Annotated in this window: 23 protein-coding genes and 2 tRNA genes; 6 read left to right on the forward strand and 19 right to left on the reverse strand. The window is 39.3% G+C overall.

Features of this window, described 5'->3' with window-relative positions; translation table 11 throughout:
- Window positions 1–6: 6 nt before the first annotated feature.
- Genes PCNPT3_RS01650 through PCNPT3_RS01670 form a run of 5 tightly spaced genes read right to left on the reverse strand, consistent with a single transcriptional unit; the run spans window position 7 to window position 2857 of the window.
- Window positions 7–435, reverse strand: a complete 429-nt coding sequence (locus tag PCNPT3_RS01650) for a DUF4426 domain-containing protein (protein WP_015464135.1) — start codon at window positions 433–435, stop codon at window positions 7–9.
- On the reverse strand, window positions 428–727 hold the full coding sequence (gene yggU / locus PCNPT3_RS01655; protein ID WP_156801483.1) for a DUF167 family protein YggU: 300 nt from the start codon (window positions 725–727) through the stop codon (window positions 428–430). The genes PCNPT3_RS01650 and yggU overlap by 8 nt, the downstream gene beginning before the upstream one ends.
- A complete protein-coding gene (locus PCNPT3_RS01660; protein ID WP_015464137.1) occupies window positions 727–1269 on the reverse strand; it encodes a YggT family protein in 543 nt (180 codons plus the stop codon). Before PCNPT3_RS01660 ends, yggU begins: the two co-directional genes overlap by 1 nt.
- Before the next feature lie 25 nt (window positions 1270–1294).
- The gene (proC, locus tag PCNPT3_RS01665) at window positions 1295–2119 is read right to left on the reverse strand and encodes a pyrroline-5-carboxylate reductase (RefSeq protein WP_015464138.1); all 825 of its coding nucleotides are present in this window, start codon (window positions 2117–2119) and stop codon (window positions 1295–1297) included.
- Window positions 2120–2158: 39 nt separating this feature from the next.
- Window positions 2159–2857, reverse strand: coding sequence for a YggS family pyridoxal phosphate-dependent enzyme (locus PCNPT3_RS01670; protein ID WP_015464139.1), 699 nt, complete (start codon window positions 2855–2857; stop codon window positions 2159–2161).
- Window positions 2858–2875: 18 nt separating this feature from the next.
- Between PCNPT3_RS01670 and PCNPT3_RS01675 the strand changes: the two genes are divergently transcribed.
- Together PCNPT3_RS01675 and yaaA are read left to right on the forward strand one after the other, a co-directional pair.
- Window positions 2876–3910 (forward strand): type IV pilus twitching motility protein PilT, encoded by a 1035-nt coding sequence (locus PCNPT3_RS01675; protein ID WP_015464140.1) that lies wholly within the window; start codon window positions 2876–2878, stop codon window positions 3908–3910.
- Between the two features lie 186 nt (window positions 3911–4096).
- On the forward strand, window positions 4097–4873 hold the full coding sequence (yaaA, locus tag PCNPT3_RS01680; RefSeq protein ID WP_015464141.1) for a peroxide stress protein YaaA: 777 nt from the start codon (window positions 4097–4099) through the stop codon (window positions 4871–4873).
- Window positions 4874–4914: 41 nt separating this feature from the next.
- On the opposite strand, the gene srmB is transcribed toward yaaA, so the two are convergent.
- The 12 genes from srmB to rsgA form a co-directional block, all read right to left on the reverse strand.
- Complete coding sequence (gene srmB, locus PCNPT3_RS01685; protein ID WP_015464142.1) at window positions 4915–6312, reverse strand: ATP-dependent RNA helicase SrmB; 1398 nt, start codon at window positions 6310–6312, stop codon at window positions 4915–4917.
- A gap of 183 nt (window positions 6313–6495) precedes the next feature.
- Window positions 6496–6810: a ComEA family DNA-binding protein gene (locus tag PCNPT3_RS01690; RefSeq protein ID WP_015464143.1), complete on the reverse strand. Its 315-nt coding sequence runs from the start codon at window positions 6808–6810 to the stop codon at window positions 6496–6498.
- A gap of 179 nt (window positions 6811–6989) precedes the next feature.
- Entirely contained in the window at window positions 6990–7676 is a 687-nt protein-coding gene (locus PCNPT3_RS01695) for an energy transducer TonB (protein WP_015464144.1), read from the reverse strand.
- Window positions 7673–8080, reverse strand: coding sequence for an ExbD/TolR family protein (locus PCNPT3_RS01700; RefSeq protein ID WP_015464145.1), 408 nt, complete (start codon window positions 8078–8080; stop codon window positions 7673–7675). The genes PCNPT3_RS01695 and PCNPT3_RS01700 overlap by 4 nt, the downstream gene beginning before the upstream one ends.
- Window positions 8077–8790, reverse strand: coding sequence for a MotA/TolQ/ExbB proton channel family protein (locus PCNPT3_RS01705; RefSeq protein ID WP_015464146.1), 714 nt, complete (start codon window positions 8788–8790; stop codon window positions 8077–8079). The genes PCNPT3_RS01700 and PCNPT3_RS01705 overlap by 4 nt, the downstream gene beginning before the upstream one ends.
- A gap of 21 nt (window positions 8791–8811) precedes the next feature.
- Window positions 8812–9603, reverse strand: coding sequence for an ABC transporter ATP-binding protein (locus PCNPT3_RS01710; protein WP_015464147.1), 792 nt, complete (start codon window positions 9601–9603; stop codon window positions 8812–8814).
- Window positions 9604–9609: 6 nt separating this feature from the next.
- Window positions 9610–10644, reverse strand: a complete 1035-nt coding sequence (locus PCNPT3_RS01715) for a FecCD family ABC transporter permease (RefSeq protein WP_015464148.1) — start codon at window positions 10642–10644, stop codon at window positions 9610–9612.
- On the reverse strand, window positions 10634–11647 hold the full coding sequence (locus tag PCNPT3_RS01720; protein WP_015464149.1) for an ABC transporter substrate-binding protein: 1014 nt from the start codon (window positions 11645–11647) through the stop codon (window positions 10634–10636). The genes PCNPT3_RS01715 and PCNPT3_RS01720 overlap by 11 nt, the downstream gene beginning before the upstream one ends.
- 89 nt (window positions 11648–11736) lie before the next feature.
- The gene (locus PCNPT3_RS01725) at window positions 11737–13599 is read right to left on the reverse strand and encodes a TonB-dependent receptor plug domain-containing protein (RefSeq protein WP_015464150.1); all 1863 of its coding nucleotides are present in this window, start codon (window positions 13597–13599) and stop codon (window positions 11737–11739) included.
- 200 nt (window positions 13600–13799) lie between these two features.
- A complete protein-coding gene (locus PCNPT3_RS01730) occupies window positions 13800–14864 on the reverse strand; it encodes a potassium channel family protein (RefSeq protein WP_015464151.1) in 1065 nt (354 codons plus the stop codon).
- A 118-nt stretch (window positions 14865–14982) separates the two neighbouring features.
- Window positions 14983–15831: an archaetidylserine decarboxylase gene (gene asd / locus PCNPT3_RS01735; protein ID WP_041771239.1), complete on the reverse strand. Its 849-nt coding sequence runs from the start codon at window positions 15829–15831 to the stop codon at window positions 14983–14985.
- A gap of 10 nt (window positions 15832–15841) precedes the next feature.
- Window positions 15842–16882 carry a small ribosomal subunit biogenesis GTPase RsgA gene (gene rsgA / locus PCNPT3_RS01740; RefSeq protein WP_015464153.1) on the reverse strand — a complete coding sequence of 347 codons (1041 nt, stop codon included), beginning with the start codon at window positions 16880–16882 and terminating at the stop codon, window positions 15842–15844.
- A gap of 106 nt (window positions 16883–16988) precedes the next feature.
- On the opposite strand from rsgA, the gene orn reads away from it, so the two are divergent.
- The 4 genes from orn to galE all read left to right on the forward strand — a co-directional run bounded on the left by orn (window position 16989) and on the right by galE (window position 19231).
- Window positions 16989–17528, forward strand: a complete 540-nt coding sequence (gene orn / locus PCNPT3_RS01745) for an oligoribonuclease (RefSeq protein WP_015464154.1) — start codon at window positions 16989–16991, stop codon at window positions 17526–17528.
- 167 nt (window positions 17529–17695) lie between these two features.
- Window positions 17696–17770: transfer RNA gene (locus PCNPT3_RS01750), tRNA-Gly, on the forward strand.
- Window positions 17771–17788: 18 nt separating this feature from the next.
- Window positions 17789–17863: transfer RNA gene (locus tag PCNPT3_RS01755), tRNA-Gly, on the forward strand.
- A gap of 357 nt (window positions 17864–18220) precedes the next feature.
- Window positions 18221–19231 (forward strand): UDP-glucose 4-epimerase GalE, encoded by a 1011-nt coding sequence (galE, locus tag PCNPT3_RS01760; protein WP_015464155.1) that lies wholly within the window; start codon window positions 18221–18223, stop codon window positions 19229–19231.
- Window positions 19232–19270: 39 nt separating this feature from the next.
- Here the strand turns inward: galE and tusA are convergent, their stop codons facing one another.
- On the reverse strand, window positions 19271–19510 hold the full coding sequence (gene tusA, locus PCNPT3_RS01765) for a sulfurtransferase TusA (protein WP_015464156.1): 240 nt from the start codon (window positions 19508–19510) through the stop codon (window positions 19271–19273).
- A gap of 276 nt (window positions 19511–19786) precedes the next feature.
- Window positions 19787–22420 carry a phosphoenolpyruvate carboxylase gene (gene ppc, locus PCNPT3_RS01770; RefSeq protein WP_015464157.1) on the reverse strand — a complete coding sequence of 878 codons (2634 nt, stop codon included), beginning with the start codon at window positions 22418–22420 and terminating at the stop codon, window positions 19787–19789.
- Between the last annotated feature and the right edge of the window lie 322 nt (window positions 22421–22742).

The following is a 22742-nucleotide window of genomic DNA, read 5'->3' on the forward strand; positions in this document are numbered from 1 at the left end:
GCGCCTTTAATTGACATAAAACTTATGTTGGAATTTAAGTATGTTGATTTTTTTTTCTGTTTTTATTTTTATTTTAAAATTAACAATTTCTTCATTTAGGAAGGGGTAAGTTGCGAGGTAATAAATTGCCTCACCTTCACGCACTTCGGTAAAGTTTAACTGACTTACTTGACCCATTAAATTTCGGCCTGTACCACTTAGGGTCGCGTGTTGCGCTTTATTTTGTTGCGTGTTATCGAGCACGGAAATATTGATAAGGCCACTATATTTACTGCGTTTTATGTCGTATTGATGGGCAACTTCGGGGCTAAGAAATTGTGTGGGCAACGCAATGTAATGTACGCTTAAATCATCAAAATCTTTTTTTTGCTCTGCATAGGCACTGCTATGCAAAAGAAAAGAGAATGCTAAGCATTTTAAAATAAATTTAAACATGTTCACTCCGAGTAAAAAAGTCAGGTATTTTTTTAGGTGATTTGATACGTATTAACTTATGTCTATTAAGGAGTCCTTTCTCGACCGTGATATCCCTTTTTGGCACTTTAAATTGTTTACTGAGAAATTTAATTAAATGTTTATTGGCTTGCCCGTCTACAGGAGGTGCTGTGATGGTTATTTTTAATTCGTCGCCCAATAAACCAATAAAGGCATCGCGACTGGCTTTAGGTTGTAAAACAAGGCGCAATAAAATATCGTCACCTTGTTTTTTTAAAAGCATTACGCTCATTAAAAAAGTCGACTGAGTAGATCATTTACAAACAGTTCAACAAATTGCAATGCAAATAAAACTACCAACATAGATAAGTCTAAGCCACCGATGGCAGGAATAAACCGACGAACAGGCGCAAGTAAAGGTTCGCTAAGTTGGATCATAACGGCTTCAACAGGGTTATTTCCTTTGCTTATCCAGCTTAAGATCGCACGTAGAATAAGCACCCAAAAAATCAATTTAAAGATGGCTTGAACAATAATAAATAAGCCTGATATTAAAATCGCAATAATATGCAATTCACTATTAAACACTAAACTGAGGGTGACGATTTTTAAACATGCGATAACAAAGGCAAAAAGAATACAGGCGCTATCCCAGCCTCCCATACTTGGAATAAAACGACGTAAAGGACCGACGATAGGTTGTGTCGCTTTGACTATGAATTGGCTAAATGGATTGTAAAAGTCAGCGCGTGCGACTTGCAACCAAATGCGAAGAAGGATGATCATGATATAGATATCAAAGATCGTATTGATTAAAAAATTAACTGAATTCATAAATATTTTCTCTTCTTAAAGGGGGTTAGAATAAGGATTCCATAGCGGCGCCGCGATCTGAGGCACTTTGCATCGCAGTTGCGACGGTATTATTTAAGTCTAAGTCGTTAAATACACGTAATGCTTCAGCGGTAGCGCCCCCTTTTGAGGTAACGTTCTGACGTAGCGTAGCAAGACTCTTTTCAGGGTTTTGTAAGACCATTTCAGCACTGCCCAATGCCACTTGTTGTACCAATAAACGCGCTTGTTGTTCATCAAATCCCATTTTTATGGCTTTTTCTTGTATGGCTTCCATAAACATAAAAAAGTAGGCCGGTGCAGATCCAGATACCGCAATAATAGCATTGATCATGGCTTCTGTTTTAACCCAAATAGTTTCACCAACGCATTGCAGTAGTTGCTCTGCAAATAAGTGGTTATCAGCAGATACTTGCGCAGGCGCAAAGAGTCCTGTCATGCCTTTTTGTAGTAATGATGGCGTATTGGGCATGGTGCGAATAATTTCAGTTGTCTCTCCAAGCAGTCCTTGTAAGCGCTGCACGGATACACCGGCTGCAATGGATATTACCAATTTATTTTTAAAATCGACGCCTGCAAGTTTAAGCGCTTGGCAAACATCGGCCATTATTTGTGGTTTTACCGCCAGTACAATAACATCGGCCCAAATGGCTGAGAGTACATTATCTCGGCTGATTTTAATCGAAAATTCTACTTCTAATTTAGTGGTGTTAGTTACGCTCGGTGCACTGGCGCAAATTAATTCATGGGGGTAATTTGCTTTAATTAAGCCACTAATAATACTCGAAGTCATATTACCGGCTCCGATAAAGGTAATTTTTTTATGTAACATTTTTATTCCTTGAGTATAAATAGGTGTTATCCATCGATTTTAATTTCGACGGCCAAAAATATCTGTACCAATACGTACCATTGTACTTCCACTGGCGATGGCAAGTTGCATATCCGCGCTCATCCCCATCGACAGTGTATCAACTTCTGGATATAAGGTTTGCAATTTAAGGTAAATATGATGCAACGCTTTAAATTGTTGGCTTAGGATAGCCTGATCTTGGGTTTTTTCTGGAATGGCCATGATGCCACGTAAGGTTAAATTTTCAAGTAGGCTAACTTGTGCGGCGAGTTCCATTATCTGTGTTAAAGTAGTGCCGGATTTACTGGCTTCTGCACTAATATTAATTTGTAAGCAGATATTAAGAGGCGTCAAATTAGTTGGGCGTTGAGCACTTAATCGTTGCGCAATTTTGAAACGATCTACGCTTTGTACCCAGTCAAAATTCTCTGCGACAAGGCGAGTTTTATTCGATTGCAGTGGGCCGATAAAATACCAACAAATAGGATCGTTAAAGCTACAATCGTCTTTAATTAATTGTATTTTTTCGATACTTTCTTGAACGTAATTTTCACCAAAAAGGCGTTGACCCGCCATATACGCTTCTTTTATTTGCGCCACGGGTTTTGTTTTACTGACCGCAAGTAATTGGACATCAAGTGTCGTACGGCCGGCCTGTACTGCCGCATGCTCTATTTGTTGTCTAACATGCATAATATTTTTTTGAATTATAGTCATTATAAAGGATTTTAAATTATGGATATTACTGAATTATTAGCTTTTAGTGTAAAGTCTAATGCTTCTGATTTACACCTTTCTGCTGGGCTAGTTCCCATGATCAGGGTCGATGGTGAAATACGCAAGATAAATATAGCCGCTTTAGCGCAAAAAGATGTAAAAGCACTGGTTTATGACATTATGACAGATAAACAGCGCAAAGATTATGAAATGAATTTAGAGGTCGATTTTTCTTTTGAAATCCCTGATTTGGCGCGTTTTCGTGTGAATGTGTTCACCCAAGAGCGAGGCATGAGTGGGGTGTTTCGTACTATCCCCAGTAAAGTAATGTCCCTTGAAGAATTAAATGCCCCTGAAATATTCCAAAAAATAGCTAATTTCCCGCGTGGATTGGTCTTAGTGACAGGGCCAACGGGCTCAGGTAAATCTACGACGTTAGCAGCTATCATTGATTATATTAATATAACAAAAAACGAACACATTTTGACCATTGAAGATCCCATTGAATTTGTGCATGAAAGTAAAGGTTGTTTAATCAATCAACGTGAAGTTTATCGAGATACATTAAGTTTTGATAACGCGCTAAGAAGCGCATTACGTGAAGATCCCGATGTTATTTTGGTGGGGGAATTACGCGACCTTGAAACGATCCGCTTAGCATTAACTGCTGCTGAAACTGGGCATCTGGTATTTGGTACGTTACATACGACCTCTGCAGCTAAAAGTGTGGATCGTATTATAGATGTTTTCCCCGCTGCTGAAAAAGAGATGGTGAGATCGATGCTATCTGAATCATTACGCGCGGTTATCTCGCAAACATTACTTAAAAAACCTGCGGGTGGGCGTGTGGCAGCCCATGAGATCATGATTGGTATCCCTGCTATTCGTAACTTAATTCGTGAAGATAAAGTGGCGCAAATGTATTCTGTTATTCAAACCGGGATGATCCATGGCATGCAAACGCTGGATCAATGTTTACGTGAACTTGTAAACCAAGGTGTTATCTCTAACGGAGTGGCACGTCAAAAAGCAGCCGATCCTAAAACATTTTAATTTAAGCATGTTGCTTTGCGTCGCTTTATACGCAAAGCAATTTTTACCTCTATGATACCGTTACAGATAAAATATCCTTGTCACCTCAGATACTTCCCTATTATGCTGATGTGCTAGGCCCAACTTGGCTTGTTGATTTTTCATCTTGAAGTATCATGAGTATATAAATAGTTATTAGGAATACATATGTTAATAGTACTTTCTCCCGCGAAAACGTTGGACTTTGAAACCGTTGCTCCCACAGTAGAGTTTTCACAGGGCGCTTTATTAACTGAAAGTGAACAGTTGATCAAAAAATGCCAAACATTAACAATGGTGGATATTGCCTCTTTAATGAAAGTGAGCGATAAAATAGCAACACTAAATGAAGCGCGTTTTAAAGATTGGCAACTGCCATTAACGTTAGAGAATAATGCGAAGCAGGCATTGTTTGCTTTTCAGGGAGATGTTTATACGGGCTTACAAGCACAAACATTATCTAAAAAAACCTTAACTTATGCACAGCAACATTTACGTATATTATCAGGATTATATGGAGTATTAAGACCGTTAGATTTGATGCTTGCTTACCGCTTAGAAATGGGGGTGCGCCTTGAAAACACAAGAGGCATAAATTTATATAAATTTTGGGATCTGCGGGTGAGTGACGAAATTAATAAAGCCTTAAGTGCACAAGGTGATAATTTATTAATTAACTTAGCGTCTAATGAGTATTTTAAAGTACTTAAAAATAAAGCCTTAACAGCACGCGTGATCACGCCTATTTTTAAAGATCAAAAAAATGGACAATATAAAGTGATCAGTTTTTATGCTAAAAAAGCACGGGGATTAATGGCGCGTTATATCTTAGAAAATGAAGTAACGGATATTGCGAAATTAAAAGACTTTAGTGTGGACGGTTATTATTTTGTAGCACAAGAAAATTCAGAAAATGAACTGCTTTTTTATCGTAATGAAAGATAATAAAAAGCCTGAACAATCATTATTGTTCAGGCTTACTTTTTTTATTCGGCGCTTTCTATTTTAGTATTTTCGGTCTTAGGGCCTTTACCCGCCCAACTTGGTTTACCTTTCGCTCTTTTGTTGCGTAAACGTTGTTTACCCATTTCATCTTTCTTTTTCTGACGTTTTTCTTTTTTCTTCTCTTTTAGTTCGTATTCACGTGCCTTGCCTTTTTTATTCACCGGTTTTTTCGATTTACGCAGGCTTAATTTTGCTTCTTTATGCTCAGGACGCAGTGTTTTAATGATTCGGCGCTTGAGTACTTGATCGGTATAGCGTTCAATTTTAGCAAGCATATCAATGTCATGTGCTTCAATTAATGATATCGCTGTACCTTTTTTACCACCACGTGCGGTGCGACCAATACGGTGTACATAAATATCGGCACTGCGGGGAAGATCATAATTGATAACATGGGTAATGTCCGCGACATCAATACCGCGCGCTGCTACATCCGTTGCAATCAAGATATTGACTTTATCTTCTTTAAATTGTGCCAATGCTAGGGTACGTTTTTCTTGATCCATTTCACCACGTAAGTAATTACAATGAATATTTAATTCAGCAAGCTGGCTCACAAGAAAGGCGAGGCGCTCTCTTGTTTTAACAAAAACAATGATTTTCTTAGCGATTTTCTCTTCGCTGTCAGCATCATTATTTTCATCTTTTAAAAGTTCAGCCAGTAATTTTAATTTATGCTCAGGACTATCTGCAAGATGGATCCACTGATTTATTTTTCCACTTTCACGTCGCGAAATTATTGCATTTAATGCTAAAGGCTCGTTTAATACATCACGTGAAAAATCGCGTAAGCCTTTGCCTTCTAATGTGGCAGAAAATAGAGATGTTTGTTTTCTCCAGCGAGTTTCGCCTGCAATTCTGTCCATCTCATTAATAAATCCCATATCTAGCATTCTATCGGCTTCATCTAATATCAGGCTCTCTACTTCACGACAATCGAAGGCTTCTGCATCAATGTATTCCATTAATCTGCCGGGTGTCGCGATAACGATATCAACATTGTCGGTAATGATTGCTTCTTGCTCTTGATAAGAAACACCACCAATAATATTACCTACGACGAGGCTTGTTGCTTGGGTTAGTTGCTGCGCAACACCACTAATTTGCATCGCAAGTTCACGTGTAGGCGTTAAAATCAAAATACGTGCAGATCCACCTTTACGGCGAGGGAAATCAATAAGACGTTGTATTGCAGGTAACAGAAATGCAAGTGTTTTACCGGTGCCAGTCGGCGCACTTGCCATGATGTCTTGTTCGTCCATAGCCGGTGGTATCGCTAAAAGTTGAATACTTGTTGGGCGAGTATGGCCCATCAGAGAAATGGCATCAAGTAGTGATTCATCAAGCTCGAGTGCGTCAAAAGAGGTAATATTTTGCAAAATAATATCCAGTAAAAAGGTAATAAGGTTTGTTAATGAGCTTTATTATAAAGCATCGAGGGCAATAGTGATAAGAATTGTTTATCTCGCATTGAAACTTTGTTCAATATAATGCTTGAGAGAGTGTATGAATAGGCTTAGAGGCCAGTGATAACAGGGGGTGTCATCACTGGCATTATTTTTTTATAGGCTTAAAAAGGGACGAATTTTTTCTAATAGCATTTTACCAATGCCAGTGACATTGAGTAAGTCTTCTATTTTTTTAAATTTTCCGTAAGTTTCACGATATTTAACAATCTCGCCGGCTTTTTTCTCGCCAAGGCCTTTGATCATCGCAAAGTCAGCGATGCTTGCGGTGTTAATATTAAGTTTTTCAATATTTCCGAGTGCACTGCTTGCCATATCGCTGAAGCTGTTAGAAGCCATTACCGGCGCAACGCTAGAGAAACCAAAAAGTGCAAGAACAAGTAGCATTCTGTGGGTGATTTTTTTTAACATAATGACTCCATTTATTTTATGTGTTTTTATCTTTGTATCGAGTTCTGCTTGTGAAACATAACAATGGCATTGATCGCACATTGATAGCCTAAGTGTAAAACAATAGCACAAAAAACGCACTGCAGATTTTAACTTACTATCGTAAGTGCGCAGCCGAGCGTAAGATTAATAGGATCTTTTTATTTTAATTCGAATCTAAAGGTAAAAGACTGTTTACTACTGATTTTCTTCTCACCCTCTAAAGCCACTTTAAATTTCTCATTATTAATAAAGGTGAGCACTGCGTCATCTAAAATACGATAACCACTACTTTTTATTATTTTAGCATCTTGGGTTGTGCCATTGCTATTGACGACAAAGCTAACCTGCACACTGCCTTGTTGTGAACGCAGTCTGGCTCGGTGTGGGTATGTCGGGCGTTTTCCAGAGATAACCTGTGCTTTTTGTAAGGTGCCTTGATGTTTATTGGCGGGCGTAGTCTTAGAAGTATCTATCACTTTATTGTCAGTTACCTGTTGAACCTTACTTTTTGCTGCTTTTTTGCTCGTTTTTTCGGATGTTTTTGGTGTGATAGTCTGCATTTTAGACGTTGTTCTGTGTAGCATAAGCTCTTTTTTAGTGCGGATCGAGACCGGTGCTTGTTGCTGGGTATGTACTACCGCGGAGGCGTGTTTCGAGGGTGCTTTTTTAGGCTCTATGGGCCGGACTTTTTGTATGTTGATCAATTGTACTTTTATGCTTTGCGTCCCGGATACAAAGGGCGTGATATGGCGTGTTGTTTTTTCTGTTTGTGGCGTAAATAGCAAGCCTGTATAAAGGAGAATACTGATTATAAAAAAAGGAAAATAAGAGACAAGGATATTCATGATCTGTCTTTTGTCGTGGCAAATGCCACTTGCTGGTATCCTGCACTACGCAAAGTTTCAAGCAGTGTTAAAGCACTCCCTAAGCTTGCATGCTTATCGCCATTAATAAGAATAGGGCGTTTTTTTGTTTGTTGTGCGTCCGCTATTTTAGTTAATAAGGTGGCTTGGGATACTAATTCGTTATCAACAAAAAGCTTATCATGGGCATCGATAGTGATGATCATGTGCTTATTTTGTACGGTTTTCGCATGTTGCAGTTGTGGTAATTCAACATCAATACTACTTTGCATACTCATTTTTAACATCACAAAAATAAAGAAGATGAGTAATAAAAAAATAACATCAATGAGCGGTAATAATTCAAATCTAGCGCGACTTAGTGCGTTACTTTTTGTTAATTTCATGACACATTCTCTGCCCTATTTGTCTGTATTACGGGATCACTATTCACTAAAGTTCGTGGCTCAGTGATCAACTTGTTCTGTTGGCATAAATGGTTAAATTCAGTGCCGACGCACTCAAGGCGTAAAGTTAACTTTTGTAAAAAAGAGCGGAAAAGGTTATAAGGGAGTAAAGCCAGTAAGGCGACGCAAAGGCCCATGGCAGTTGATATTAATGCTTGCGCAATCCCACCGACGACAGCCGTTGGATCATCAACACCCTGCAAACTTAAAATGTGAAATGAGTCGATAATACCTAAAACAGTGCCTAAGATGCCAAGCATAGGTGCCATGGTGATAATCGTGTCTAATACGCTTTGCCCGCGAGCCATGTTGTCTATTTTGGCATCGGCATAAGCGCTCATTTTATCCGTACCAATAAAAGGCAGTGCTTGGATCCCCTCAATTAGCATCTTTAAACGTGGCGTATTTTGGCGTTGGCAAAATTGTAATGCTTTATGTGTATCTTGTTGCTCTAATGCGCTAAAGCAATTTTGAACATTGACGTCATCAGACGCTAATGTGTATTTTAACCAAGTAAATAAACGCTCGATGGTAATAACAGTGCTAATAAAAGAGGCGATGAGCAGTAGCCACATAACGACTCCTCCTTGTTGAAACCAAAGTGGCATGGCATTATTTATATTTTGAAAAATAGCGTCATTAATGTTCATAAATTAAGTGTTTCCATACTTTTATATAGGGCTCATATTACTTAAAAATAGTTTATTATCAATTGTAGTTCTGTCTGCTGTTATCGAAAACTGTTGCGCTAAATTCTCATCAGTGAGTACTTGCTCAGGTTTTCCATCTGCAATAACGCACGCTTGCGATCCCTCTTTGTGCTTACCTATCAAAATTAACCTATCACAATACTTACTTGCAAAGTTAAGATCGTGTAACGCACAAATGGCGAGTTTACCTTGGGTTGTTAGTGTTTTGATTAAACGCAGGGTTTCTATCTGGTGACAAATGTCTAAATTGGCAATAGGCTCATCAAATAAAATAATATCCGCTTGTTGCGCCAATGCGCGTGCAATGATCACTCGTTGCTTTTCACCGCCAGATAAGGTGTTGACCAATCGCGATTGTAAATGGGTGATATCAGTTTGTTGCATCGCTAAAGCGATTTGCTCTTTATCATGCTTTGTTTCGAGAGAAAAGGCGCTGAGGTAAGGGTTTCTGCCCATGGCAACGATTTGCTGCACACTAAAAGCATAAGGCAAGGCAATGGATTGCGGCACAAAAGCCATTTGTTTGGCAATATCACGGCGCGCTTGTTTGTCTAATGACTGCTGGTTAAGTAGGACACGCCCGGATTGTGGGCTCAGTGCTCCCAGCATTAGTTTTAATAATGTGCTTTTGCCAGCCCCATTAGCACCAATGAGCCCTACAAACTGCGCTTTATTAAAGTGTATATCGAGATCTTTAAAAAGTGGGCTCTTCGCGTAAGAAAAACGGATGTTTTCACAATGTAATTGATGCATAGATGCCTAATTTAATAAAAAACGTTGTTTAATAAGTAAAAACAAGAAGAAGGGCGCGCCAAACGCCGCTGTGATCACCCCAAGAGGGATCGCTTTAGAGGCTAAAAATTGATTTAAAAACAGCTCAGCAGAGAGTAAGGCAATAGCGCCTGCGAGCAAACTTGCTGGCAGTAAATAGCGATGTGTCGGGCCTAAAATGAGGCGCATTATATGCGGTACGACTAAGCCAATAAAGCCTATTCCACCGACAACTGAGATAGAGGCGCCTACCATTGCGCTACTAATAATGAGTAAATGGCGACGCGTTCGTTGTACATCAACACCGACTGAAAGTGCATGTTGCTCACCAAGTAAAAGTAAATCTAAGGATTTGTTATAAAAAAACAAGATAATAAATCCACTTAAAGCCACGGGTAAAATAATAAAAACATGATCCCAAGTACGTCCTTCTAAACCACCCATTGTCCAATAGATGATCATCCGTGCGACATCCCAATTATTGAGTGACAAGGCTAAAATAAAGGAGGTGGCCGCCACGTTTAAGGTGCTGATCGCAACGCCAGACAAGAGTAATGTCGATACATTGATATGGCCTCGTTGCGATGAGATGCGATAAACAATAAATAAGGAAATACTCGCCCCCACAAAGGCGAAGAGTGGAATGGCCCATGCACTATAAAGTGACAAGCCTAAATAGATGGCGAGCACTGCGCCTAATGAGGCGCCCGAGGATACGCCCAATACCGAAGGTGAGGCGAGTGGATTTCGAAACATGCCTTGCATGACGAGGCCGCATAATGCAAGACTTGCGCCTGCAAAAAAAGCGATCAAGGTTTTTGGCAAACGCACATCTAAGATAATACTTTGTTGCCATGGTGGCACTGCGTCACTAAGCGGGTGCTGTAAAATGGCTTGTTTTAAAATATGCAGGATATGCGCTGTTGGGATAGTCACGGGTCCTTGTAAAATACTACAAAGCAGTAAGCCAAGTAACAGAATAAATAAGCCCATTATTATTAAATGTGGTTTTTTATTGTGCATGAGGGGTCTCTTTTTTTATAATATTTATTTCAGGGTGTAATAAATAGGCTATCTGCTCAATGCCCTCTATTCTGTGCTGAGAAATAGTGTGTAATAAACGCCCTGGAAGCGCGTAGACGCGATTGTTTTTTATGGCAGGTACGTTTTTCCATGCGGATTTATTTTTTAATATATCGACGACGCTATGCGGCTGGCCTGAGATTTTCTCATTGATAGCACCCACCATTAAAATGACATCTGCCTGTAAGGCGATGGCGCGCTCTTCACTGAGTTTTGCCTCTTGTGCGCCTAAGATGTTTTTTGCAACATTAATGCCACCCGCCATTTCAATTGATTCATTGATCAATGAGCCCTTACCCGCACTGTAGCCATTTATATCATAATAGAGTACGCGGACTTTTTCTTTGCCTTGCAATGCGTTACTGAGTTTTGCTAGGCGCTCGTTTATTTTCAGGATGATCAATTCTGCTTTATCTTGGCTATCGGTGGCGCGTGCAACAAGACGTAAATTATCAATAATATCGGCTAATGAATTAAAGGCACTGAGGCGAATAATAGGGATGTGACTGCGCAATAAATAACGCACCGTATCTGGGTTGGTGTATGAGGCGATAAAAATAAGATCGGCTTGTAATGCGAGCAATTGCTCTATTTCAGCGCGCATCCGTGGGATGCCCTTAGGGTAAAAATTGACGACATTGGAGAGCGTTGGGTCGTCAGCATAAAAGCTAACGGCTGCTATTCTTTTTAAGTCAACTAATTGCGCCAGCATTTGATCGCTTTGTAGGGTAACAGAAACGATGCGAGAGGGGGCTTTGGGCATAACAAAACGGATCCCGGTACTGTCGATTAACGTCTTGGGATAATTATTGCCTTCGATACGGGTGGTTAATGCGCTTGTTTTTGCGTTAAAAAGCGCAAATATTTTGCCGTGTTTTTGCTCGATAAGAAGTGCAAAAAAACATAATAATAAAAAGAAGATAGCGACTTTTATATTTTGCATTTTTGCGCCCAAAACGTATGAATTAAAAGCCCATCACTGGGCGATAGAATGCGTTTATGCGTGTTAGCCGACACATAAACACATAGATATTACTTAAGCGTAAAACCAAGGTAGGCGGTTAACGGCTCTGTATCATATCCAACTAGCTCTACATAATCTTTATCAAGGGCATTTTCAATGCGTCCCTGAACGCTAATATGGGTGTTGATTTGATAATTAACAGCCAAATTAAGCAAACTATAACTGCTTAACTCAACATCCCCTATATCTAAGCGCTTGCCTATATAACGTAGACCAATATTGGCACTCAGTTTATCGGTGTAGTGATAGTTAGCATTAATATTGGCGGTGTGTTTAGGGTGACGAATAATCGGTGCATTACTGTCTTTATCTATGGTTTTATTATAAGTATAAGCGCTGTTAATACGTAGCTTATCGGAAAGATTTAAGTGGCCCGTTAATTCAATACCCTGAGATGTCGCATTTTTTATATTAATGTACATTGACTTTGGCATAGAATAATCGATCATATCCTGATAACGAGCATTAAAATAGGTAATATCTACATAAGCATCGCGACTGGCAAAATTATACTCTACGCCCATATCCCATGTTGTATTTTTTTCTGGTTTTAGATTTGAATTCCCTGATGATATATTTCCGTCGAGACCAGAAAGTTGTCCAAATGTGGGGTTTTTAACACCACTGCCTAAACTGCTGTGTAGACGCGTACCTTCATTTACCCATGCACTAATATCTCCATGGTAGGTTTGGGTATTTTCAAAGTGATTGTTAAAGTCTTGGCGTGCAGATAGGCCGAAGAAAACACTTTTGTCCCAATCTGCTGAGTATTCAAGCACTAAGCCTGTCGCGTTCATTTTTTGGGGCTTTGACATGCCGTAACTTTGGTAGTTATCACGCTCATATTCGCCGGCAAAACTCAGGCGCTGCGTATAAGCTGAGTGTGGTGTAAAATAATAATTACTTTGTAATAATGCTTTTGTTTTTTTACCATCATACTCGTAATTATCCCAACTTTTTCGACCAGATCCTTTACTATAATATTGAGAATGGCTAATGGATAATGTATTTTTCAATTTTTGGTCAAGTAAATTTAAGTGCGCATTTATTTTGCCTAAGTTTTGTTTTGTATTTAAAAGATAGCCACTGTTTGTTGATGCATTATTACCGTTATCATAATCATTTTTAGAGTTGTTATAGCGAACGATACCATCAAGGCTAAAAATGTCATTGAATGTATGTCCACCTTTTATTGAGAGTGTTTGGTTCTTATAAGCGTCGTCTTCATTGCCTCCCATTGTTTCGGTTTGTGCGCTGATGCCATCGGTTTGTAAATTACTGCCTGAAAAGGAGTAATGACTGCGTTTATTGGCACCATTAATATTAAAAGACTCTTGATGGTATTGATTACTGCCACCTTCAATCGACAAACTCGGGTTAAAGCCAGAAGTGCCTTTTTTAGTAGTAATGTTAATGACCCCACCCATGGCATCACTGCCCCAAAGTGCACTTTGTGCGCCTTTTAATACTTCAATGCGCTCAATATTGCTCGCCATTAAGGTATTAAAATTAAAACCACCATTGATGTTCGTCGGATCGTTGACTTCAACACCATCAATGATAACTAATGTTTGATTGGATTTTGCACCTCGAATGGAAACGGATGTTCTCGCACCAATGCTACCGGTACGGCTAACCGTAACGCCGGGGATATCTTGTAATAATTCAGCGACGCTGCGCGCTTGATTTTCTTTAATGTATTGTTCATCTAACACGGTAATTGAGCTGCCACTTTCAACGCGTTTTGTTTCAACTAAGCTTGCTGAGATAACAACATCATCACTCTCACGATACTCGTCGGCTAAGGTGAGGGGGCTAAAAAGACTACTACTGATAAAGATAGCCAGCGATGCGAAACGGTAGTTCAACATAATATATTTTTCCTGAGGGTAGATAAAGAGCGATGCATAAGACATCCTTGTTTTAAGCTGGCACATGTTTTACATGTTTTACATGTTTTACATGTTTTACATGTTTTACATGTTTTACATGTGCCTTAGTGCTAATAGAGTGTTCTTTAATTGCTAACGCCTTGTTATGACGAATAAAACGCGCGCAGTATAGCAATGTATTATTTGTCTGCCAACCATGAGAGCTCTTCGGCGTAGAAACGCTCATCTGCAATGTAATGTAAGTGATCCCCTCCCTTTACAAGCACATCTTTATGCGGGTTTAACTGCATATGATCACCATTTTTAAAGGGGCTTACCGCAATTAATATCATTTGATGTTGCATTTTGAAATGGGTGAAAAGGTCGGAAAAAAGACAAGGTGTTATCTCTTTGGGTACCTGTAAACAGTATAAGGTAGCGCCCATAAGCGTTGAAAATAATTGATCTGCAACTTGGCTTGAACCGGGATCTTGCATGCTACGCACCATCATTTGCGCGCTATTATTAATACTGCATTCTATTTGAGGGCAATGCATTTTCAGTAATTTTGCTTTGCTACTATCAAAAAAATGTGCGGAGACATTGGCGTTATTATCACTGTGTGTGGCGATGCTAAGGGCTATCGATAAGGTTTCATCATCTGATTTACCATTGATGATAATGCGCGCCGCTCCTTTTAAAGCAATGCGCTCTAACTCTTTAGCGTCAGAAAAACTACTGATTTTTACAAATGAAATTTCTGTTATATCAGGGAATGGGTTTTCCATATCATCTGTGACGCACAGTAAAATATCGCGTTTAAGACGTTTTTTATCTGCGAGGATAAGCGCTAAAATCTGCGCTGTAGAATATTTATCCCAGCATAATAATAAGATATGTTGCTGGTAGTGTGAAAAATCATTGTTACCGTGCATATTACGTCTCGCTATATCAATAAATAATTGTGTCATTTTGCTAATGAAAGAGGCAAAGATGATAAGCCCAGAGGGAATTTGATAAAAAGATACAATGGCTTTACCTAAATCGGTATTAGGGCTTAAATCGCCAAAGCCCACCGTGGATACCACGACCATATTATAATAGATAAATTCGATGGGGTTGGAGGTAAGGGCGTCTTCACCGGCAAGGCAAAAAAGTAAATAAGTGATAAAGGATTGGGCAATCACTAAAAACAACATACCGGGCCAGCTCAATCGCTGTGATAAGCGTCGCCACATTAAGCGCAACTTAAGAATTGAAACCATTTTTCGATACCTTAAAGAGTGTTCTATATAGCGCTCAGCTCAGTGTACTAAGAGAATGCAAAACAACAGTGCATATGCCTCACCTTGAGATAGAAGATGAGGCGAAAAGAAAATGCTTTTATTTTTGCTTGGTGCTTGCAAATAACTCACCTAAACGCGTCACAGAGCCGGGCTCTAATGCACTTGAGAGTTCAATTGCATCTTTTGCAAATAGGGCAACAATGGTGCTGCCAAGTTTGAAACGACCCATCTCTGCGCCTTTTTCAAGTACAATATCTTCATCTGAGTGATCCCAGTATTGGATCTCTTTACCTTTAAAGGTGCCCGACCAAACGGTTTCAATACTCGCAACAATGGTTGCGCCCACAAGCACCATCGCCATAGGGCCGACAGCAGTAGAGAAAATCGCAACTGCACGCTCGTTACGTGCAAATAAATTAGGTACATTTTCAGCGGTAAGCGGGTTCACAGAAAAAAGGTCGCCGGGAATGAAAATTGTTTTTTCAAGCTTGCCGGTGATCGGCATATGGATACGATGGTAATCTTTCGGTGCTAAATAAATGGTCGAGAAAATACCGTCTTCAAAAGGAGCTGAGATAGCATCTTGGCCTCCTAACAATTCTCGCAAGCTAAAATCATGACCTTTTGCTTGAAAAATTCGTCCTGCTTTAATATCGCCTTGCTGGCTAATTTTACCATCGACAGGTAGCGCTAAATTCTCATCGCCAGAAATAATAGGGCGGATGCCTTCTTTTAATTCACGGGTGAAAAAATCATTAAAAGTGTCAAAGTCTTCTGCTTCAGAGTGCTTTGCTTCACTCATGTCGATACCATATTGGCTAATAAAGCGTGTAATTAAAAAGGTTGTCAATTTACCCGCTTTGGCGGCCGCCATTTTACCGGTTAAGCGCGACAGCAAATGTTTTGGCAGCAGGTATTGGCTTATAATTTTTAATTGATCAATCATCATATTCTCTTTAATAAGTATTGGGAGCACGATGACGTGCATTTTTTGCATCATCCATCGTTTCTAAAATACGTAAAAAACTCGCATAACGTGCTTTGTCTATTTTTCCGGCTTGAACCGCTTCAACAAGGGCGCATCCTGGATCGATTTTGTGTTTACAATCTCTAAAACGACATTCGCCCAAATATTCTCTAAATTCAACAAAACCACTGGCAATACGCTCAGGCTCTAGATGCCAAAGAGAGAACTCTCGGATCCCTGGGCTATCAATAATATCGCCACCATCGGCAAAGTGATATAAACGCGCCGTGGTAGTGGTGTGTTTTCCGAGACCTGAGCCTTCAGAGATTTCACCCGTTGTGGCTTCTACTTCTGGCAGTAACATATTCAAAAGAGATGTTTTGCCGACACCAGATTGGCCAACGAAAATACTGATCTCATCTTTCATCACCGTTTTTAAACTTTCAAGGCCGTCACCATGCATAGAGCAATATAAAACGTGATAACCGATATCACGATAGCTTTGCAATTCTTTATCGATGATAGCCGCATTGGTTTCATCAAGTAGGTCACTTTTATTTAAGGCGATAATAGGGGTGATGCCAATATCTTCACAAGCAATAATATAACGATCAATAATATTACGTGAAAACTCAGGGGCAACAGAGCTAACGATAATAATTTGCCCTATATTTGCAGCAATAGGCTTAATGCCATCATAGTAGTCTGGACGGGTTAATACCGAGTCACGAGGATGTACGGCTTCAACGACGCCGGTAATACCATGATAAGCTTCGTTACCCGCTCTCCAAACAACGCGATCACCGGTTACTAAAGATCGGACCGCACGTCGTAAAGTACAACGTTCAATATTACCATGTTCATCTTCAATATCTGCGTGTTGGCCAAAACGGCTGATCACGACACCCTGAAGTTTCGGACCAAGTTCAGATTCATCCCATTGTTTGTCGTTATTTTTTTTCAAATGTTTATTATGGTTTTGTTGAACTCGACGAACTTGATTTTTACTTAGTTTTTTCTTCTTAGCCACAGGCGCCCTTTACTATCACAGATTGTATTAATACAGTATCATACTATATTTTTTGACAAAGTTAGCAAAAGAGCGCGCTCTTGTAGATAAAAGGATCACAATTAGCATGAATAAAAATAATCTTATATGGATAGATTTGGAAATGACGGGATTAAATCCTGAAACAGATCTTATTATTGAAATCGCAACGATTGTGACAGACAGTGATCTTAATGTTTTAGAAGAAGGGCCTGCATTTGTTATTCATGCGCCAAAACAGAATATGGATGCAATGGATGAGTGGTGTACTACGCATCATGGTGATTCCGGTTTAACGCAGCGCGTTTTAGAAAGTGATATTAGTTGCGCCCAAGCAGAGCAAGCAACATTAGCCTTTTTAAAAAAATGGACGTTGCAGGGCGCTTCCCCTTTATGTGGTAATAGTATTGGTCAAGATCGCCGTTTTTTAGTGCGTTATATGCCAGAACTCGAAGCGTATTTTCATTATCGCAGTATCGATGTCAGCAGTATTAAAGAACTTGGGCGCCGCTGGGCTCCTGAGATGGTAAATGCACATAAGAAAGCGGGTGAACATTTGGCATTAGCTGATATTAGAGATTCTATTTCTGAATTACAGCATTACAAAAAACACTTCTTTACGTTTTAGATGTTTTTTTAAACAGATATTTTGTTATCTGTTTAAAAACATAGCAAATGCATGCTTTGTTTTTAAAATCACTAAAAAAAGCTTGCATTCATATAGGCTCTGTCTATAATCGCACCCCATACGAAGCAGACATCGACAGATGTTAGACGCTAAGTAGATAAGATAATGCGGCACTAGCTCAGTGGTAGAGCACAACCTTGCCAAGGTTGGGGTCAAGAGTTCGAGCCTCTTGTGCCGCTCCATCTTATATAAAAAAATATGCGGCACTAGCTCAGTGGTAGAGCACAACCTTGCCAAGGTTGGGGTCAAGAGTTCGAGCCTCTTGTGCCGCTCCATTTTTTTATACTCCCCTTGTTTTAAAATCCTTATATATTTTAATATTAAATTTTTTATAAATACCCTCATTCTTATTTAGTTGATTTTTATACTCTCAGTATGATATTTCACTACAGATACACTTTTGTATATTATCTTTGTATTATTATTTTTATGATCGCAAGATGAAATGATCCGTATATATATCTTCAATGTCGATAAACTCTCCTTTTTAATTTTAAATCATTAGCTTAATAATTGTTTTAAGCTTTATGTTGCAGATCTAAGCGTAATTTTCTTGCTGATATAAAATCTTGAAGTATCATGGATAATATAATTGAAGTTAAATTCTTTACCTTTATTTAATAGGGCGCTTTATGGCAATTTTAGTGACAGGTGGTGCAGGATATATCGGCTCTCATACCGTGTTAGAGTTATTAGATGCTGGGCATGAGGTTATTGTTATTGATAACTTGTGTAACTCTTCAAAAGAGTCGCTAAAGCGCGTTGAAAAGATCACTGGAAAACAGCCCGTGTTTTATAAAGGAGATATTTTAGACTCTGCTTTTTTAGCGCATATTTTTAAGCAACATAAAATTGAATCTGTGATCCATTTTGCGGGATTAAAAGCCGTGGGTGAGTCGGTTTCTAAACCGGTTTTATATTATAAAAATAATGTACAAGGTACGTTAACGTTAATTGAAGCGATGGCGGATGCCAATGTTTTTAATTTAGTGTTTAGCTCTTCTGCCACTGTTTATGGCGATCCAACTCTTTTACCGATCAAAGAAGATTTCCCCGTAGGTGCAACAACCAATCCTTATGGTACATCTAAACGAATGGTCGAAATGATATTAGAAGATGTAGCTCTCTCAGATCCTCGTTGGTCATTTGTTATCTTGCGTTATTTCAACCCAGTAGGTGCCCATGTTTCTGGTCTTATAGGCGAAGATCCTAATGGGATCCCTAATAATTTATTACCTTATATTGCGCAAGTTGCTGTTGGTAAATTAAAAAAATTAAATATTTTTGGAGATGATTACGACACTGTAGATGGTACGGGCGTGCGTGATTATATTCATGTTGTGGATTTAGCTCTAGGGCATTTACAAGCGCTTAATAAGGTAGCAAGTACAACGGGCGTCAATATTTATAATTTAGGTACAGGTAATGGCACGTCTGTTTTACAGATGCTTCATGCGTTTGAGGGGGCTTGTGGACACAGTCTTGCTTATCAACTCTCTGCGCGTCGAGAAGGTGATATTGCGAGTTGTTATGCTGATCCTGAAAAGGCGCGTGTTGAGCTTCATTGGTCTGCAACACGTGATTTAACGGCAATGATGGAAGATACATGGCGCTGGCAATTAAACAATCCAGAAGGCTATTAGTTTAGGCCGTATTGGCAGTTTATCTGAATACTTATTCGACTAACTGCCTTTGCGGATCAAATATCGATAAGGAATGCTTTCAATATTTTTTTCAATGAGAGTGTGATCCATAAAACGACAAAAACTAGGGATATCACGCGTTGTGGCGGGATCATCCGCGAGTACCTGCAGTAATTCACCGTCTTGCATTTTTCTTATCATTTTTCGGATAAGCATGACCGGCTCTGGGCAACGTAGTCCCAATGTATCGAGTTGTATTGTCTTGATATTTTCTGTCATTATAAATTCTCTATAGAGATCTTTTCTTTTTATATTATACCCATGAGGTATCAATATGCAAAACCCGTGGCCTAAGTGGGCGTCTGATTCTCGATCTTAGCAGAGGTCAAGCTGCACATCGCTCGCGCCGTGTGTAAATGCGCGAAATCAATGTCATCAAACTGCTCTCTACTGTGCACTTATGACGACTTCTATTATTTTGCTTATGCTTTGACTCATTGAATTTTAGATAAAAAAATAGGCTCAAAAGAGCCTATTTTTTTCAAAGCATATTGATTAACCAGTATTACGTAAACCGGCAGCAATACCTGCGATGGTTACCATAAGAGCTTGATCAATCACCGGGCAAATTTCATCACCATTAGCGCGCGAACGAGACAGTAACTCTGCTTGCAGCATATTCAACGGATCAACATAAGGATTACGTAAAGAAATAGACTCTTTTATCCAAGGTTGCTCTTGCATTAATTTATGCTCAGGGATAGTTTCTAAAAGCACTTCGCGAGTTAATGATAAATTATCACGTAAACGCTGACCCAAAGGCCATAATGATTTAGGCACAAGGCGCTCTTCATAAAACTTAGTCAAGCCAGCATCTGTTTTTAAGAACAGCATTTCTAGCATTTCTAGGCGGGTATGGAAGAACGGCCAGTTACAATACATTTCTTGTAATAGCTCTTTTTTACCTTCATCCAGTAATGTTTTTAATGATCCACCTGTACCTAACCATGCCGGTAACATTAAACGGTTTTGGCTCCATGCAAAAATCCATGGGATAGCACGTAAGCTTTCGATGCCACCATTTGCTTTACGTTTTGCAGGACGACTTCCTAATGCTAATTTACCGAGTTCTAATTCAGGTGTAACGCTACGGAAATAAGGAACAAAGTCAGGCTCATCACAAACAAAGTGACGGTATTCTCGACAAGATTGTTCTGCAAATTGATCCATAATATCTCGCCACTCTTGTTTCGGCGCTGGCGGTGGTAATAAATTGGCTTCTAAAATAGCCGCGGTGTAAAGGTTTAAGCTTTGTATTGCGATTTTAGGCAGGCCAAATTTAAAGCGGATCATCTCGCCTTGCTCTGTTACTCGCAGGCCTCCTTTTAATGAGCCTGGAGGTTGTGAAAGCAATGCTTGGTGTGCTGGAGCACCACCACGTCCAATTGTGCCTCCACGTCCGTGGAAAAGAACAAGTTGAATATTGTTATCATCACAAATTTTAACTAACGCTTCTTGCGCTTGATATTGCGCCCAGTTAGCCGCGATAACGCCAGCATCTTTTGCCGAATCAGAATAACCAATCATGACATGTTGCTCACCGTTAATATAATTTCTATACCAATCAACCGCAAACAAACGTTGCATCACTTCTTTGGCGTTGTTTAAGTCATCTAGCGTTTCAAAAAGAGGGGCCACTGCAATTTTAAATGGACAACCCGTCTCTTTTAAAAGCAGTTGTACAGATAAAACATCTGAGGCTTGGCGCGCCATCGATATAATGTAAATACCTAATGCTTGAGGATCTGTTTTGGCAATGACGTGACAAGTATCAAGTACTTCTTGTGCTTCAGCAGAGGGTTTCCATTTGCTCGGAATAAGAGGGCGTTTACTTTTGAGCTCTTCTAATAAAAATTCTTGTTTTTGTGGCTCTGTCCAAGTGTTGTAATCACCTAAACCTAAATAGGTTGTTAATTCAGATAGCGTATCACCATGGCGTTCACCATCTTGGCGAATATCTAATTTAACGAGGTTAACGCCAAAGCAAGCAACACGGCGAAGAATATCTAAAATCAAACCATTAGCAATGGAGTGCATGCCACACTTTTTAAGTGATTCATAACAAAGTTTGATTGGCGTTTTTAATTGCTCAGTACGAGTGATCAAATCTTTCGCATCACTTGTCTGGCCTTGTAATTTAGCGCTTAATGCGGTCAGCGTTTCTTTTAATTCAATGCGCAATTTTCGTAAAATAGCGCGATACGGCTCATCTGCATCGCCGACAATATTGCGTAGCGTGGCGTCGCAATTATCCATGGATAATTCTTCGGTTAACTGTTTAATATCTTTTAAATATAAGTTAATAGCAACCCATCGACTCGTTATTAATACTTCTTCGGTCACTTTGGCTGTAACAAAAGGGTTACCATCTCTATCTCCACCCATCCATGAGGTAATATTAATAGGTGAACTGTCTTCTGGTAAGCAAAGATCAAGTTCAGTTTTTAATTTTTCATCTAACTCGCGAACATAAAGAGGAACCGCTTCCCAGAGACTGTTCTCGATCACGGCAAAACCCCATTTAGCTTCATCGACAGGAGTAGGGCGTTTTTTGCGAATATCATTGGTATGCCAAGCTTGAGTGATCAGTTGTTCTAGGCGATCGAGTAGTTGATCTCGTTCTTTATTAGAGACATCAGAAACTTCTAATAGGCTAAGGCATTCGTTGATTGCGGTATGTTTGTGGATCAATGTGCGTCGCGTTATTTCTGTGGGATGTGCGGTTAACACCATATTCATAGATAAGTTATTAATCGCTTTTTGCATCTCTTCTTTAGATACATTAGAATTTTTAAGCTTATTAATCACTTCATTGATTGGGTCAGGGGCATCTTGGCTATTTTCAGTATGTCGAGAGATACAATGAAATTGCTCTGCAATATTTGCCAAGTTTAAAAAGTGCGTAAATGCGCGAGAAACGGGGACTAATTCATCATCAGAGAGGTTAGATAAAACGCGAATAAGCGTTTCTCCATCACTTTCATTACCTGCACGTGAAGATTTAGATAGCTGGCGAATTTCTTCTATTTTATCAAGGAACTCTTCACCCAAATGCTCGCCAATACTTTTTCCGAGTAATTGACCTAATAAATTTACATTACCACGTAAATTTGCATATTGCTCTGTCATATAAAGCTCCTGAATGATGTAATAAAATTACATTTTAATTATTTCGTAATGCAGAAACCTAGCACAAATGCGACGTCAGTCAATGTTTGCTTAGAAACTTTCATCGTCGTCAATCTAGAATATTATCTGTAATAAAATGACGCAATTAAGGTGCTGTTAGCTTATATATAACAGAAAAATATAAATATTCATTGGTGATTTGCTTGTGCAAGATGTTCTGAGTGTTGCACAATAATAGCACAAGAGAGAGCTTCAACAAGAGGAACTTTAGTATAATAATTAAGGCTGTTGCTATGCATAGCTATTTGTTTTTTATCTTTAT

This window comes from Psychromonas sp. CNPT3 (genome assembly GCF_000153405.2).
Taxonomy (GTDB): Bacteria; Pseudomonadota; Gammaproteobacteria; order Enterobacterales; family Psychromonadaceae; genus Psychromonas.

Coding starts and splice junctions, on each gene's coding strand:
- PCNPT3_RS01650 (WP_015464135.1), bottom strand. CDS start 435: ATGTTTAAATTTATTTTAAAATGCTTAGCATTCTCTTTTCTTTTGCAT.
- yggU (WP_156801483.1), bottom strand. CDS start 727: ATGAGCGTAATGCTTTTAAAAAAACAAGGTGACGATATTTTATTGCGC.
- PCNPT3_RS01660 (WP_015464137.1), bottom strand. CDS start 1,269: ATGAATTCAGTTAATTTTTTAATCAATACGATCTTTGATATCTATATC.
- proC (WP_015464138.1), bottom strand. CDS start 2,119: ATGTTACATAAAAAAATTACCTTTATCGGAGCCGGTAATATGACTTCG.
- PCNPT3_RS01670 (WP_015464139.1), bottom strand. CDS start 2,857: ATGACTATAATTCAAAAAAATATTATGCATGTTAGACAACAAATAGAG.
- PCNPT3_RS01675 (WP_015464140.1), top strand. CDS start 2,876: ATGGATATTACTGAATTATTAGCTTTTAGTGTAAAGTCTAATGCTTCT.
- yaaA (WP_015464141.1), top strand. CDS start 4,097: ATGTTAATAGTACTTTCTCCCGCGAAAACGTTGGACTTTGAAACCGTT.
- PCNPT3_RS01690 (WP_015464143.1), bottom strand. CDS start 6,810: ATGTTAAAAAAAATCACCCACAGAATGCTACTTGTTCTTGCACTTTTT.
- PCNPT3_RS01695 (WP_015464144.1), bottom strand. CDS start 7,676: ATGAATATCCTTGTCTCTTATTTTCCTTTTTTTATAATCAGTATTCTC.
- PCNPT3_RS01700 (WP_015464145.1), bottom strand. CDS start 8,080: ATGAAATTAACAAAAAGTAACGCACTAAGTCGCGCTAGATTTGAATTA.
- PCNPT3_RS01705 (WP_015464146.1), bottom strand. CDS start 8,790: ATGAACATTAATGACGCTATTTTTCAAAATATAAATAATGCCATGCCA.
- PCNPT3_RS01710 (WP_015464147.1), bottom strand. CDS start 9,603: ATGCATCAATTACATTGTGAAAACATCCGTTTTTCTTACGCGAAGAGC.
- PCNPT3_RS01715 (WP_015464148.1), bottom strand. CDS start 10,644: ATGCACAATAAAAAACCACATTTAATAATAATGGGCTTATTTATTCTG.
- PCNPT3_RS01720 (WP_015464149.1), bottom strand. CDS start 11,647: ATGCAAAATATAAAAGTCGCTATCTTCTTTTTATTATTATGTTTTTTT.
- PCNPT3_RS01725 (WP_015464150.1), bottom strand. CDS start 13,599: ATGTTGAACTACCGTTTCGCATCGCTGGCTATCTTTATCAGTAGTAGT.
- PCNPT3_RS01730 (WP_015464151.1), bottom strand. CDS start 14,864: ATGGTTTCAATTCTTAAGTTGCGCTTAATGTGGCGACGCTTATCACAG.
- asd (WP_041771239.1), bottom strand. CDS start 15,831: ATGATTGATCAATTAAAAATTATAAGCCAATACCTGCTGCCAAAACAT.
- orn (WP_015464154.1), top strand. CDS start 16,989: ATGAATAAAAATAATCTTATATGGATAGATTTGGAAATGACGGGATTA.
- galE (WP_015464155.1), top strand. CDS start 18,221: ATGGCAATTTTAGTGACAGGTGGTGCAGGATATATCGGCTCTCATACC.
- tusA (WP_015464156.1), bottom strand. CDS start 19,510: ATGACAGAAAATATCAAGACAATACAACTCGATACATTGGGACTACGT.
- ppc (WP_015464157.1), bottom strand. CDS start 22,420: ATGACAGAGCAATATGCAAATTTACGTGGTAATGTAAATTTATTAGGT.